13 protein-coding genes are annotated in these 14,383 nt (G+C 60.0%); 7 read left to right on the top strand and 6 right to left on the bottom strand.

What is annotated here, in order from left to right; translation table 11 throughout:
* Nucleotides 1-4 precede the first annotated feature (4 nt).
* Nucleotides 5-1,330 (bottom strand): OprD family porin, encoded by a 1,326-nt coding sequence (locus AC07ZE_RS17155; protein ID WP_207265853.1) that lies wholly within the window; start codon nucleotides 1,328-1,330, stop codon nucleotides 5-7.
* Between the two features lie 544 nt (nucleotides 1,331-1,874).
* On the opposite strand from AC07ZE_RS17155, the gene AC07ZE_RS17160 reads away from it, so the two are divergent.
* The 3 genes from AC07ZE_RS17160 (at nucleotide 1,875) to AC07ZE_RS17170 (ending at nucleotide 5,318) form a co-directional block, all read left to right on the top strand.
* On the top strand, nucleotides 1,875-2,573 hold the full coding sequence (locus AC07ZE_RS17160) for a glutathione S-transferase family protein (protein WP_207265855.1): 699 nt from the start codon (nucleotides 1,875-1,877) through the stop codon (nucleotides 2,571-2,573).
* Between the two features lie 193 nt (nucleotides 2,574-2,766).
* Nucleotides 2,767-4,143 (top strand): pyridoxal-phosphate dependent enzyme, encoded by a 1,377-nt coding sequence (locus AC07ZE_RS17165; RefSeq protein WP_207265858.1) that lies wholly within the window; start codon nucleotides 2,767-2,769, stop codon nucleotides 4,141-4,143.
* Entirely contained in the window at nucleotides 4,140-5,318 is a 1,179-nt protein-coding gene (locus AC07ZE_RS17170; RefSeq protein ID WP_207265860.1) for a trans-sulfuration enzyme family protein, read from the top strand. The genes AC07ZE_RS17165 and AC07ZE_RS17170 overlap by 4 nt, the downstream gene beginning before the upstream one ends.
* A 57-nt stretch (nucleotides 5,319-5,375) precedes the next feature.
* Here AC07ZE_RS17170 and AC07ZE_RS17175 read toward each other — a convergent pair whose 3' ends face one another.
* Together AC07ZE_RS17175 and AC07ZE_RS17180 are read right to left on the bottom strand one after the other, a co-directional pair.
* Nucleotides 5,376-5,768: a GFA family protein gene (locus AC07ZE_RS17175; RefSeq protein WP_207265861.1), complete on the bottom strand. Its 393-nt coding sequence runs from the start codon at nucleotides 5,766-5,768 to the stop codon at nucleotides 5,376-5,378.
* A 258-nt stretch (nucleotides 5,769-6,026) separates the two neighbouring features.
* On the bottom strand, nucleotides 6,027-6,770 hold the full coding sequence (locus AC07ZE_RS17180; protein WP_207265862.1) for an SDR family oxidoreductase: 744 nt from the start codon (nucleotides 6,768-6,770) through the stop codon (nucleotides 6,027-6,029).
* A gap of 121 nt (nucleotides 6,771-6,891) precedes the next feature.
* On the opposite strand from AC07ZE_RS17180, the gene AC07ZE_RS17185 reads away from it, so the two are divergent.
* Entirely contained in the window at nucleotides 6,892-7,809 is a 918-nt protein-coding gene (locus tag AC07ZE_RS17185; RefSeq protein WP_207265863.1) for a LysR family transcriptional regulator, read from the top strand.
* A 7-nt stretch (nucleotides 7,810-7,816) separates the two neighbouring features.
* Here AC07ZE_RS17185 and AC07ZE_RS17190 read toward each other — a convergent pair whose 3' ends face one another.
* Nucleotides 7,817-8,476, bottom strand: coding sequence for a TetR/AcrR family transcriptional regulator (locus AC07ZE_RS17190; RefSeq protein ID WP_207265870.1), 660 nt, complete (start codon nucleotides 8,474-8,476; stop codon nucleotides 7,817-7,819).
* A gap of 165 nt (nucleotides 8,477-8,641) precedes the next feature.
* Between AC07ZE_RS17190 and AC07ZE_RS17195 the strand changes: the two genes are divergently transcribed.
* Both AC07ZE_RS17195 and AC07ZE_RS17200 read left to right on the top strand, forming a co-directional pair.
* Nucleotides 8,642-9,067: a DUF2871 family protein gene (locus AC07ZE_RS17195; RefSeq protein ID WP_207265872.1), complete on the top strand. Its 426-nt coding sequence runs from the start codon at nucleotides 8,642-8,644 to the stop codon at nucleotides 9,065-9,067.
* Between the two features lie 133 nt (nucleotides 9,068-9,200).
* On the top strand, nucleotides 9,201-9,419 hold the full coding sequence (locus AC07ZE_RS17200; RefSeq protein WP_207265879.1) for a DUF4287 domain-containing protein: 219 nt from the start codon (nucleotides 9,201-9,203) through the stop codon (nucleotides 9,417-9,419).
* A 20-nt stretch (nucleotides 9,420-9,439) separates the two neighbouring features.
* Here the strand turns inward: AC07ZE_RS17200 and AC07ZE_RS17205 are convergent, their stop codons facing one another.
* Nucleotides 9,440-10,366 (bottom strand): Gfo/Idh/MocA family protein, encoded by a 927-nt coding sequence (locus AC07ZE_RS17205; RefSeq protein WP_207265881.1) that lies wholly within the window; start codon nucleotides 10,364-10,366, stop codon nucleotides 9,440-9,442.
* A gap of 254 nt (nucleotides 10,367-10,620) precedes the next feature.
* Here AC07ZE_RS17205 and AC07ZE_RS17210 point away from each other — a divergent pair, with 254 nt between their 5' ends.
* The gene (locus tag AC07ZE_RS17210) at nucleotides 10,621-11,958 is read left to right on the top strand and encodes an MFS transporter (protein WP_207265883.1); all 1,338 of its coding nucleotides are present in this window, start codon (nucleotides 10,621-10,623) and stop codon (nucleotides 11,956-11,958) included.
* Between the two features lie 149 nt (nucleotides 11,959-12,107).
* Here the strand turns inward: AC07ZE_RS17210 and AC07ZE_RS17215 are convergent, their stop codons facing one another.
* Nucleotides 12,108-14,312 carry an OsmC domain/YcaO domain-containing protein gene (locus AC07ZE_RS17215; RefSeq protein ID WP_207265891.1) on the bottom strand — a complete coding sequence of 735 codons (2,205 nt, stop codon included), beginning with the start codon at nucleotides 14,310-14,312 and terminating at the stop codon, nucleotides 12,108-12,110.
* Between the last annotated feature and the right edge of the window lie 71 nt (nucleotides 14,313-14,383).

Genomic DNA, 14,383 nt, shown 5'->3' on the forward strand with positions numbered 1-14,383 from the left:
GGGGTTACAACAACGGGATCGCGTAGTTGACGATGAAGCGGCTCTGATCAACATCACGACCGGCATCGGTGTTCGACTGGCCATTGCGCAACGAGAAGCCGACGTTCTTGAACGCGCCCGACTGAATCACATAGTCCAGGGTCATGTCGCGCTCCCACTCGGATTGGTCCCCGGCGTCCTGCGTCTTGATGCCGGTGCCCTTCAGATACACGATCGACGCTTTCAGCCCCGGCACGCCCAGCGCCGCGAAGTCGTAGGTGTACTGGCCGAAACGAGTCTGTTCGCCCGCGCGGGTGAAGCTCTGGATCATGCGGTCGGTGGGCAGATAGACGCTGCCGCCACCGGCGCCTTTGTCCGGCAGACTGCCCTGGTTGGGCTGGACGAAGTTGCTGCCATCGCCAACCTGTTGATACCCCAGCGCCACCGCGTGCCCGCCATTGGCATACGTGATCATCGCGGCCCAGGTGTTGTTGTCGATCTCACCGTCGTTGTTTTCGGTGTAACCCGACACCCGATAGCCTTGCGCCCGGCCCGCGGCCGAACTGTTGGCACCGCTCGAGGTGGTGCGGAAGTAGCGCAGGTCGGTGGTGATCGAACTGGCGCTGTCGATCGGCAGCAGGTGAGTCAGGCCGAAGAAGTTCTGGTTGTAGAAATCCTCCAGCTGCGCGAAGTAGTACTGGGCCTTGAGGGTCTTGGTGACCTCGTAGTCGCCACCGGCGAAGTAGAACTTGTTGCTGTCCCGGGTGGCGCCGGCGACCGACAGCCCGGTGCGATCGGTCGAGGCACGCCCCACAGCCTGCTCCAGCAAGCCGCTGGTCAGCGTCAGCCCATCAATGTCTTTGGAGGTGATCTGGGTACCGGTGAACGATTGCGGCAACACACGGGCATCGTTGGAGATCAGGATCGGCAGTTTTGGCAGCAGCGTGCCATAGCGCAACTCGGTTTTGCCGAGGCGCATTTTTGCGGTCGGGCCGAAACTGCTCCAGGTGTCGGCAGCATCGTCGCCATCGGACGGGATCATGCCGCTGCCGACGTGGCGCCCCTTGCCGCTGTCGAGCGTCACGCCCAACAGCGCTTGGGCATCGAGGCCGAAACCGACCGTGCCCTGGGTGAATCCGGATTCATAGCGCAGCACAAAACCCTGGGCGGTTTCTTCGGTTTTCGAAGGGGCTGCCGTGCCGTCGCGGTTGTCGCTGTTGAAATACAAGGTGCGCATCGACAGTGTGGCTTTGCTGTCTTCGAGAAAACCGTGGGCGTTGTTGTCCGCAGCCTGGGCGCACAGGGAGCCTGTGGCCAGCACAATGGCGGTGGGGATTGCTCGGTTGAACATACAGGGCTCCTGAGTGATTTCTTATCGTTATTTGGGTGTTTCGTTGCTAATTCGGGCGCGCAAGATCCCGCGCCCGATGGATGAACATGGGTGTCATGGCTTTTTGTTTTCTAGCGGCTGGAAAAGCCAGCGCGAGGCGGCCTGACAGCCAACCTGATTACAGGTTTGTCCGCAATCCCCTGTGGGAGCGAGCCTGCTCGCGAAGACGGAGTTTCAGTCGAAGACTTTTTGACGGTCACATCGCCTTCGCGAGCAGGCTCGCTCCCACAATGAATCGGCGAACACCCACCCCCACCCCCACCCCCTGAAAGCATCGCGCCAAAATTCGTGAAACTCTTAAAACATTTCAAACCACGATAATCAAACAAGATGAAAGTAGTTTTCGCGAAGGGACAAGGCTTGTCGCGCAGAGGTACGAACAACCGTCACATTTGAAAATCCACCCCACAGGTTTTCATTCAACTTGCGCAGGAAAAACCCGACATCGCGTCCAGGCAAGCGATGGTCAATACTGCATCCCACCCCCGTACCGAGGAGCAGCAAGATGCCCCTGACTCTGTACTACCACCCCCTCTCATCGTTCTGCCACAAGGTCCTGATCGCGCTCTACGAACACGGTATCGAATTCGAAAAACGCATCATCGACCTGTCCAGCGCAACCGACCGCGCGGAACTCGAAGCCCTCTGGCCGATTGGGAAATTCCCGGTGATCCGCGACCACGACCGCCAGCGCAACGTGCCGGAATCGAGTGTCATCATCGAATATCTGGACCAGTTGTATGCCGGCCTGCATCAGCTGATTCCCGACGATTGGGACACTGCCTTGCAGGTACGGCTGTGGGATCGTTTTTTCGACCACTACGTCCAGGCGCCGCTGCAACAGATCGTCGCCGATCGTTTGTACGCCACCCAGGGCGACCTGACGAAACAACGCGCCACCCTGTTGACCGCCTACGGCATGCTCGAGCGCCAGTTGCACGCCCGAACCTGGGTGGCCAGCCCGGACTTCAGCCTGGCCGATTGCTCCGCAGCCCCGGCCCTGTTCTATGCCAGCACCCTGGTGCCCTTCCCCGACGACTGCCCGCACGTGGCCGGTTACTTTGAGCGTTTGACACAAAGACCATCGTTCCAACGGGTCATTGACGAAGCCAGGCCGTGGTTTTCTTACTATCCGTTTGTCGACGCCATACCGAAGCGGTTCAGTCAGCCACGGTCCAAAACCGATGAAGATAACGCTCGATAGACCCACGGCACTCCCCATAAATCCGGCCAATCACAGCGAAATCCCCCAATATCGGGGGGAGTTTCGCCGGGCCGGTTGCGCGTGTGGCGATCCCGGCCTATGGTCCAGACGAAGCGTTATTGCCGTAGCCCGTGCGATGACTCGCCGAGCGATTATGGCAACCCACCGAGGATCCAAGCAGCGAGGTGACGACATGCCAAACGACTCCCGCCCTGCCGTGCTCGAACTGATCGGCAACACGCCGCTGGTGCGTGTCAGCCGTTTCGATACCGGTCCCTGTACTCTGTTTCTCAAGCTCGAATCACAAAACCCCGGCGGGTCGATCAAGGACCGCATCGGCCTGGCGATGATCGACGCCGCCGAGCGCGATGGCCGCCTCAAGCCCGGCGGCACCATCGTCGAAGCCACCGCCGGCAACACCGGCCTGGGCCTGGCGCTGGTCGGTCGGGCCAAAGGCTACCGGGTGGTGCTGGTGGTACCGGACAAGATGTCCACCGAAAAGGTCCTGCACCTCAAGGCCATGGGCGCCGAGGTGCACATCACCCGCTCCGATGTCGGCAAGGGCCACCCCGATTACTACCAGGACGTTGCCGGACGGTTGGCCGCGGAAATTCCCGACGCCTTCTTCGCCGATCAATTCAACAACCCGGCCAACCCGCTGGCCCATGAATGCAGCACCGCGCCGGAGATCTGGGCGCAGACCCAGCATGATGTGGACGCGATTGTCGTCGGGGTAGGTTCGGCGGGCACCTTGACCGGGTTGACCCGGTTCTTCAGCCGCGTGCAACCGGACCTGGAGATGGTGCTCGCCGATCCGGTGGGTTCGGTAATGGCCGAATACAGCCGCAGTGGCACCCTCGGTACGCCCGGTTCCTGGGCGGTGGAAGGCATTGGCGAAGATTTCATTCCGTCGATTGCCGACCTGTCCAGCGTGCGTCACGCCTACTCCATCAGCGACGAGGAAAGCTTCGATCACGCCCGCCAATTGCTGCGCGCCGAAGGCATTCTCGGCGGTTCGTCGACCGGCACCTTGCTGGCGGCGGCGCTGCGCTATTGCCGCGAGCAAACCGAACCGAAACGGGTCGTCAGCTTCGTCTGCGACACTGGCACCCGTTACCTGTCGAAGGTCTACAACGATCAGTGGATGTCCGATCAGGGCCTGCTGCAAGGCAAACTCTACGGCGACCTGCGCGACCTGATCGCGCGGCGTTTCGAGGATGGCCGGGTGATCAGCGTCGGGCCGGACGACACCCTGCTCACCGCGTTCCAGCGCATGCGCCTGGCGGATGTCTCGCAACTGCCGGTGCTGGTGGGCGGTAAGCAACTGGTGGGGGTGATCGACGAGTCCGACATTCTGCTGAACGTGCAGAACGGCGAGGCGCACTTTCGCATGACCGTGACCAGCGCCATGACCGACAAACTGCAGACCCTGCCTCCCGAGGCCAGCCGGGCGCAACTGCAAGAGGTCCTCGATCGCGGGCTGGTGGCGATCATCGCCGACGCCTCGGGTTTTCACGGCCTGATTACCCGGGTCGACATGCTCAATCATTTACGGAGAACCCTTGCATGAGTCAGCACGATAAAAACGCCGCAACACGCGGCTTCGCCACCCGGGTGATCCACGCAGGACAGACGCCTGACCCGACCACCGGGGCGCTGATGCCGCCGATCTATGCCAACTCCACCTATCTGCAAGAAAGTCCCGGCGTACACAAGGGCTTCGACTACGGGCGCTCGCACAACCCGACACGCTTTGCGCTGGAGCGCTGCGTGGCCGATCTCGAAGGTGGCACCCGGGGGTTCGCTTTCGCCTCGGGGCTGGCGACGATCTCCGCCGTGCTCGAACTGCTCGATGCCGGCTCGCACATCGTCTCCGGCAATGATCTGTACGGCGGCACGTTCCGCCTGTTCGACAAGGTGCGCCAGCGCAGCGCCGGACACCGTTTCAGCTACGTCGACCTGACCAAGCCGGGCGCCTTCGAAGCGGCGTTGCAGGACGACACGCGCATGGTGATGGTCGAGACGCCGAGCAACCCCCTGCTACGCCTCACCGACCTCGCCGCCATCGCCCGCACCTGCCGCGACCGCGGCATCATCTGCGTGGCCGACAACACCTTTGCCAGCCCATACATCCAGCGTCCGCTGGAACTGGGCTTTGACATCGTGCTGCACTCGACGACCAAATACCTCAACGGCCACTCCGACGTGATCGGCGGGATCGCCGTGGTCGGCCAGAACGCCGAACTGGCCGAGCGCCTGGGCTTCCTGCAAAACGCGGTAGGCGCCATCGCCGGGCCGTTCGACGCCTTCCTCACCCTGCGCGGCGTGAAAACCCTGGCACTGCGCATGGAACGCCACTGCAGCAATGCGCTGGAACTGGCGCAATGGCTGGAACGTCAGCCACAGGTGGCGCGCGTCTACTACCCGGGCCTGCCCTCGCACCCCCAACACGAACTGGCGCGCAGGCAAATGCGCGGCTTCGGCGGGATGATCTCCCTGGACCTGAACACCGACCTTGCCGGCTCAAAACGTTTCCTGGAAAACGTGCAGATCTTCGCCCTCGCCGAGAGCCTGGGTGGCGTCGAAAGCCTGATCGAACACCCGGCCATCATGACCCACGCCACCATCCCCGCCGACACACGCGCACAACTGGGTATCGGCGATGCGCTGGTGCGGCTGTCCGTGGGGGTCGAGGATGTCGAAGACCTGCGGGCGGATCTGGCTCAGGCGCTGGCGCGGATCTGACGGTTCAAGGACAGACCGCGAACGTCCACCGCCGTGCCGATGGGGCACGGCGGCGGGTTACTCCTCAAGACGCCCCGTGGACAAGCGATCGCGCTCGTAATGTCTATCGAAGGGAAACGCCGGCAACCACGCTTCGCGGCGTACGGTCCAGATTTCGTAGGTGGGCGTCAGTTGATCGGGCACATCGAGGGCCCCCAGGTTCACTTCGATTTCATCGTCGGTGCGATTGAAAACCGATGAGCCGCAGCGCGGACAGAAAAACCGCCCGGCATAGTCCCGGGTTTCACCCTCGATGGTCACCGCATTCTCAGGGAAAATCGCGGAGGCGTGAAACAGTGCGCCATGGTGCTTGCGGCAGTCGAGACAGTGACAAAGACCGACCCGGTACGGCCGTCCCGACGCCACGATCCGCACGTTGCCGCACAGGCAACCGCCGGTGAATCGTTCCATGGTGCATCTCCTCTTCGAACGACGGGTCGCAAGGTTTGACAACGAAGTCCGTCAGTTGGCCGCGAGCTATGGCTCGACCGTTTTGCGATCGGCCAATTATCGATAGTAAAAATAGCAGTTTGATAATTGCCAAGGTCTCGCTGGCGGTGAGCCGCATGAAAACGGCAAGTCGAGGTCGGAGGAAAACGCCGCGTGCGTCATTGCATAACAAAAGCGCCCTGGCCTTTCGGCAAGGGCGCAAACGGCGCAACGCATCAATCAGAAGTCTTGCGAAGCAGGACGCAGGACGATCTCGTTGATGTCGACATCCGCCGGCTGTTCGATCGCGTAGGCAATGGCCCGTGCAACCGAAGCCGCTGGTATGGCCTTCTTGTAGAACTCGCCCACCACCTCGGCGCTTGGCTGGTGGCCGCTGCCGAACTTGAGTTCGGAATCGACCGCGCCCGGCTCGATAGTGGTCGTGCGGATATTGCCGCCCACTTCGTGACGCAGGCCCTCGGAAATGGCACGTACAGCGAATTTGGTGCCGCTGTAGACCGATCCACCGGGGCTGAACACCTTGATGCCGGCGACCGAGGAAATGTTGATGAAGTGCCCGCTGGCCTGTTTCTCGAACAGCGGTAACGCTGCCGCGATGCCATACAGCACGCCCTTGATGTTGATGTCGATCATGCGATCCCACTCATCGACACGCCGCTCCGCGATTGGCGAGATCGCCATCAGCCCCGCGTTGTTGATCATGACATCGATGCGACCGAACGCTTCGACAGCCTTGGCGACCAGCGCGGTCAAGTCCTCTTGACGGGTCACATCGATGGGATGGGCGATCGCCTGTCCGCCAGCGGCGGTGATGTCACGGACAATCGCGTCCAGACGATCCTGGCGACGAGCGCCAAGTACCACCTGTGCGCCGAGTGCTGCCAGATGACGAGCCGTTGCTTCGCCCAGACCGCTGCTTGCACCGGTGATGACGACCACTTTGCCCTGGATGTTTTTACTCATGTTCGCGCTCCTGTTGAGGCTTGCCTGGGTTGATGGATTCAGTCTGCGCTGGTTTTATCTATCAGAAAATGGAAGAGTTCGGATTTGAGAATTCCACTTTCTGGAACAGGAGTTGACAGCAATGCTCAACCGCATGGAGCTGATTCGCATCTTTTCGGTGGCGACGCAGTCGCTGACTTTTCGCGATGCCGCCATTCGTCTCGGCACCTCTCCACAGACCGTGACCCGGGCAATCAAGGAGCTGGAACGCACGTTCGGCGAGCCCTTGTTTCATCGCAGCACCCGACAGGTCCACGTGACCGCGTTTGGCGCCGAACTGGCCCTCCAGGCGCAGGAAACCCTGGAGCGTGTCGATCAGTTGTTTCTCGCCAACAGCAAACACCAGGAAAAAGGCATTGTCGGCCGCGTCGGCATCACGGCTCCCCACGCCATCGGCAAGCTATATGTGATCGAATACCTGAAACCGCTGATACGGGAAAACCCCAGCCTGAGCATCGACTTGAGCCTTGATGATCAGCTCACCGACGCGGTGGCCAGCAAGATAGACATCGGCATTCGTATCGGTACCGTACGGGATCGGCGCTACATCGCCAGAACGGTTGCCCGTGTCGACCTGAAAATTGTGGCAGCACCATCACTCCTCGACGCCGTTCAACACCCCGGCAGCATCGAGGAATTGAAACGCCTGCCCCTGTCGATGCTGATGGATCGCAACAACGGTCGCCCCTGGCCGTGGGTGCTGGCCGAAGGACAGGCGTTCCTGCCCGTGTCCCCGGCCTTTACTTGCGACGATCCCGAAACCGAACGTGAAATTGTTCTGGCGGGGCTCGCCTTCGGGCAAATGCCCGGCTATCTGGCGCAGCCGTATCTGTCTGAAGGCCGGCTGGTCGAGGTCATGCAACAGGAGGCTCCGGCACCGACCGAACTGATCATGTATCGCCCGCAGTCAGGGCCGGTGGCGCCCCGAGTCAGACTGGTGTACGACCATTTGGTCAACAGTTTCTCCAATCCGGATATCTTCCCGCAGAGCAAACGCTGAGCGAGCGCTACGGCTTGCCGCGCTTGCGCCGCGCCTGTTCATCCTCCGCCAGCGCCTGACGAACCAGCGCCCGCGCCGCCCAGGCCGTGGCGTCGAGTGACTCTTCGACACTCGCGCCACTGATATCGCGCACGGCAATCAACGCCTCGGTGCCCATGACGATCGACAGCGCCTGCTTCAGGCGTTTGCGCGCCCGGGGTGTGAGCTGATCCTTCAGCGAATCGACAATCGGCTCAATGTAGCTCATGCGCCGCCCGGGCCGCAGGGGTGCGTCGTGGGACTCGTTTTCGAGCCACACCGTCATGAACGAGCGCTCCATCACATGCAGGCCAATCTCGTCGTCGATCAACAGTGTATTCAAGGCGTTCGCCGCCACGCCAATGCCCTTTACCGGATCGTCTCCCGGACGCCAGAAGCGCTCCAGCGGCTGCATGTCACGATCGGCCGCCGTCTCGCTGATCAACGCCTCAGGCGAGGGAAAGTAGCGATACGCCGTGGCACGCGACACCCTCGCGCGTTCGGCCACTTGGGCAACGGTAGGGTTAAGGCCCTCGTCGCGCAGTTCGACGGCCGCCTCGATAAGCGCCTGGCGCGTACGATTGCGCTGGTTGGCGCGACCTGGGGAATCGCCGTTCGGGTCCGACGGGCTTGACTTATGGCTGGACATGGAATAAATGATACTCCGTCTTGTAATGAGACTTGAGTCTCACAATAGAACTTGAGTCTCATGATAGACATGTGGCAAGCACGGCACAACCACTGCGCCGGGCTTGACGACTTCACATCATTTTTCAGCAACTGAGCGCGCCTCAGGGCGCATGAGGTGAATGCCATGAATCACAATCCCCGTTCGCGGACCTGGTTTCGGCTCGCTGCCCTCTACTTTGCCATTGGCGTGCTGCTGGGTGTGGCGATGGGCGCTTCCGGCGACCACTCCCTCTTCGCGGTACATGCCCATATCAATCTGTTGGGATGGGTGTCGATGGCCCTGTTCGGACTCATCTGCGCAGTGCACCCGTCCATCACCGAAGGGCGCGCGGCTGCCGCACAATTCTGGATGTACAACGTCGGCGTCCCGGTAATGCTCGGCGCACTGACGCTGCGCCTCAAGGGCTTCCCGTCAGTCGAACCCTTGATTGCCATCGCCTCGATTCTCATTGGTTGCAGTGTGCTGCTTTTTGTATGGCTGGTGTTCTCGCGCATCGGTGCAGCAGCCGGGTACCTGGGCAGCGCGACGGGGCAATCACGCCTCTCATGACCCACCCTGCATTCGCTCGGCACTGAGCAACAGGTTGCCAATCCTGGGCCCTTAAGCTGTGAAGTGGTCCCAGGAATGGCAAATAGCCAACCTCGCCTATACTGCTTTCGAAGCAAAATATGGAGATTGCAGCATGACCGAAGAGCAGAAAGTAAAAGGGCCAGCGTCGTACTTTCCCTCGATTGAGAAAAAGTACGGGCAGCCCATTTCACACTGGCTGAATTTACTCAACACCGTCAGTGGCAAGAAGCATATGGACATGGTGGCCTTGCTCAAATCCGAGCATGGCATGGGCCATGGTCATGCCAATGCTTTGGTTGCGTACCATTTGGCGGGTGCCAAAAGCGACTGACATGCATGGCCCGACCGCCACTAATCGTAGAACGGCTCAACAAGCGTCCGACTGCCGACAAAAAAGCTGTCGGCCACCAGTCGTAGCGGCTGGAGGTCCAGGTCGCTGGCCTTGTTGCCAATCAACTGTTGAAAATGTCGATAGACCGCGGCGTACTCGCCTTCGGTCGACACGGCTTGGTGCACGCCGTCAATACTCAACAGTGCGCCCCCGTTGTCCAGTCGCAGGATGCCTTCGGCGCAGCGTATCTCGATGCTCCAGAGCTCCTCATGACCGTGGTCGAAATCGAACTCCGCGCGGACATCAAGGTGGCGCGCGTCAGACATTTTAACGGAAGCGGCAATCGGCGACTGGCAGTTACCGGGTACTCGCAGCTCGGCAGACTCGACAAACAGCGGCAGTTTCAGCAGATGGGTTGCAATCGATAAGGCATTGATGCCGGGATCGAAGACACCCAGGCCGCCAGGTTGCCAGATCCATGCCTGGCCGGGGTGCCACTTGCGCACGTCTTCCTTCCAGTCGATCTGTACGCTGCGCGGGGTGCGGGTGGCCAACCAGTCCCGGGCGGCTTCGATGCCGGGAGCGTAGCGTGAATGCCAGGCGAACAAACCGCTGACGCCTTGCACCTCAGCCTGGGTCACCAACGCCATTGCTTCACCCAGCGTGGCGCACGGCGGCTTTTCTACCAACACGTGTTTGCCAGCAGCGAGTGCCTGTTGCACCAGGGCAAAACGTCCTTGCGGCGGTGTGCAAAACGCAATCGCATCGACGTGCGGGCCGTTTTCGAGCAGCTCGCCCAGGGAATGAAAATTCTCCACCGCGGCGCAGGGCGGCCCTTGCGTGGCGACAGACACCAACTGGAACGCCGGGTTGGCATTGATCGCTGGAACGTGTTGATCCCGGGCAATTTTGCCATAGCCCACCAGACCGAGACGGATCGGTTGCATCAATGACTCCTGTTTTTTTCTTGTAGTGGAAAGCGCGTGGCCAGATTACGTCTGTATCGCGGGGAAGTCATTGCTTACGTGCTCGGGTTCGATCTGTTACGTGGGCACGAGCGCCGTGATCGGCTTGGCGCGGATCATGCTTTGATTCAATGACATGAGTCGGTACTGACTATGCGGATGACACTTTTGAAGTGAACCGCTTCGCAGACAGGCCCGATAATCGAAATCTCACACACGGAATGTCGAGGTCCAGCATGACGAGCGCAACGACACAGCAGGTCAGCCCGAATACCCTGAAAAAAGTGATTGTCGCGGCCGCCATCGGCAATTTCGTCGAGTGGTTCGACTTCGCCGTGTATGGCTTTTTGGCCACGACCATCGCCCAACAATTTTTCCCCAGTGGCGATCCCAGTGCCGCCTTGCTCAAAACCTTTGCGGTGTTCGCCGTAGCCTTCGCGTTCCGGCCTCTTGGCGGGATTTTCTTTGGCATGCTGGGTGACAGGATCGGCCGTAAACGGACCCTCGCGATGACGATTCTGCTGATGGCCGGTGCCACGACCTTGATCGGCCTTTTGCCGACTTACGCCGCCATCGGCGTCACCGCCCCGATCCTGCTATCCCTGATCCGTTGCGCTCAAGGGTTTTCCGCCGGTGGAGAATACGCAGGCGCCTGTGCCTACCTTATGGAGCATGCGCCGAATGATAGACGGGCCTGGTATGGCAGTTTCATTCCAGTGTCGACATTTTCCGCCTTCGCCGCGGCAGCCGTGGTGGCCTACGCCCTTGAGGCATCATTATCAACCGAAGCGATGGGCAGCTGGGGTTGGCGCCTGCCGTTCCTGATTGCTGCGCCACTGGGTCTGGTTGGCCTTTACCTGCGCTGGAAGCTGAATGAGACACCGGCTTTCCAGGCGGTCACTCAGGAACATGCCGTTGCACACTCTCCGCTCAAGGAAACCTTGCGCAACCATGGTGCGGCAATTGGCTGCCTGGGCGCATTTGTGTCACTGACGGCGTTGTCGTTCTATATGTTCACTACCTATTTCGCCACCTACCTGCAAGTGGCTGGCGGTCTGAGTCGAGCCACCGCATTACTGGTGTCGCTGATCGCATTGCTGTTTGCCGCCGCGATTTGTCCATTGGCAGGCCTGTATTCGGACCGGGTGGGGCGTCGAATGACGGTGATGACCGCTTGCGCGCTATTGATCGTGGCCGTGTATCCATCGTTCCTGATGGCCAGTTCCGGCTCGTTCGCAGCGTCCATCATCGGCGTTATGCTCCTGGCGATTGGCGCCGTGTTGTGTGGCGTGGTGACTGCGGCCTTGCTCTCGGAAACTTTCCCCACCCGGACTCGATACACCGCGTCCGCCATCACCTACAACATGGCGTACACCCTCTTCGGCGGCACCGCGCCGCTGGTGGCTACCTGGCTGATCAGCACCACCGGCAGCAACCTGTCGCCGGCGTTCTATCTGATCGCGATCGCGTTGCTGGCGCTGGCAGGTGGCCTGGCATTACCGGAGACCTCAAGGATTTCCCTGCACGACATCCCGACGCAAGAAAAAGCCGCAAGTGTGAACGCCGTGGCCTGAGAGAAATCATGAGTCGCGGTTGATTGACCGACAGGTCTGCCGACGAACCACCGCACAGCACCCTACTCGGCCTGCGGATGAATCAAGACAAAAGACCGGCCGCCAAACACAAAAAAAGCACCTGAGGTGCTTTTTTTGTTAGCGCTGTTTCAACGGGATAAAGCCGCCACATTGGCCCGTGCCGTGTGCAGTTTTTTATAACTGTCGATCAGGCGCAGGTGCCTGTCGAGCCCTTCCAGTTTCATGCTTGTCGGCGTCAAGCCGAAGAAACGCACGCTGCCGTTCACCGAACCGATCGCGGCATCCATACGTTCGTTGCCAAACATGCGGCGGAAATTGGCTTCGTAGTCCGCCAGTTCCAGGTCCTCGTCCAGCTCCATCTCCAACACCCCATTCACGGCCTGGTAAAACAGCCCGCGCTCGACCGTGTTGTCGTTGTACTGCAGGAACATCTCCACCGCCTCTTTCGCCTCTTCGTATTGCTGCAAGGCGAGCCAGATCAACAACTTCAGCTCCAGGATCGTCAGCTGACCCCAGGCGGTATTGTCGTCGAATTCGATGCCGATCAAGGTGGTGATGTCGGTGTAATCATCCAGCTCGCTTTCCACCAGGCGTTCGACCAGGGACTTGAGTCCGTTCTCATCCAGGCTGTGCAGATTCAGGATATCGGCACGGAAGAACAACGCTTTGTTGGTGTTATCCCAGATCAGATCGTCGATCGGGTAAATCTCGGAGTAGTCCGGTACCAGGATGCGGCAGGCGGTTGCGCCGATATGCTCGTACACCGCCATGTACACTTCCTTGCCCATGTTTTCGAGAATGCCGAACAAGGTCGCGGCTTCCTCGGCGTTGGAGTTTTCACCCTGCCCCGAGAAGTCCCACTCCACAAATTCGTAATCCGACCGGGAGCTGAAGAAGCGCCACGACACCACACCGCTGGAGTCGATAAAGTGCTCGACGAAGTTATTCGGCTCGGTGACTGCATGGCCTTCGAAGGTGGGCTGAGGCAAATCGTTGAGACCTTCGAAACTGCGGCCTTGCAGCAGTTCCGTCAGGCTGCGTTCCAGCGCGACTTCAAGGCTTGGGTGCGCGCCGAACGAGGCAAACACGCCGCCGGTACGCGGGTTCATCAAGGTGACGCACATCACCGGGAACTCACCGCCCAGGGACGCATCCTTCACCAGCACCGGAAAACCCTGGGCTTCCAGTGCCTGGATACCGGCCAGGATATCGGGGTATTTCGCCAGCACTTCAGCGGGCACATCCGGCAGTGCGAATTCACCTTCGATGATTTCGCGTTTCACCGCGCGCTCGAAGATTTCCGACAGGCATTGCACCTGGGCTTCGGCCAGCGTGTTGCCGGCACTCATGCCATTGCTGAGGTACAGGTTTTCGATCAGGTTGGACGGGAAGTACACCACCTCGCCATCCGACTGGCGTACGAACGGCAGCGAAACAATGCCGCGCTCTTCGTTGCCGGAGTTGGTATCGAACAGATGCGAGCCGCGCAGCTCGCCATCGCGGTTGTAGATCTTGAGGCAATACGCATCGAGAATCTCAGCCGGCAATTCATCTTTACGGCCGGGCTGGAACCAACGCTCGTCCGGATAATGCACGAACGGTGCATTGGCGATCTCTTCGCCCCAGAACTGATCGTTGTAGAAGAAATTGCAATTGAGTCGCTCGATAAATTCGCCCAGTGCCGACGCCAGCGCGGCTTCCTTGGTCGCGCCCTTGCCGTTGGTGAAACACATCGGCGAGTGTGCATCGCGGATGTGCAGCGACCAGACATTGGGCACGATATTGCGCCACGAAGCGATTTCAATCTTCATGCCCAGGCCGGCCAGAATGCCCGACATATTGGCGATGGTCTGCTCCAGCGGCAGGTCCTTGCCCACGATGTAAGTGCCCGCCTCCGACACCGAATGGGGCATCAGCAGCGCCTGGGCATCGGCATCGAGATTTTCCACTTCCTCGATCACAAACTCAGGTCCGGCTTGCACCACCTTCTTCACCGTACAACGGTCAATGGAGCGCAAAATGCCTTGGCGGTCCTTGTCGGAGATATCCGCCGGCAACTCGACCTGGATCTTGAAAATCTGGTTGTAGCGGTTTTCCGGATCAACAATATTGTTCTGCGACAGGCGGATGTTATCCGTGGGGATGTTGCGGGTTTCGCAGTACAACTTCACAAAGTAGGCCGCACACAAGGCCGACGAAGCCAGAAAGTAGTCGAATGGACCCGGTGCCGAACCATCGCCCTTGTAGCGGATTGGTTGATCGGCCACCACGGTGAAGTCATCGAACTTGGCTTCAAGTCGAAGGTTGTCGAGAAAGTTGACCTTGATTTCCATGCGGGATTACCAGAATAGCGAGCTAACAAATTGGCCGCCATTATCCGGGTTTTCCGGCGGATGTATTGTCC

Source organism: Pseudomonas sp. GW101-3H06, assembly GCF_059424605.1.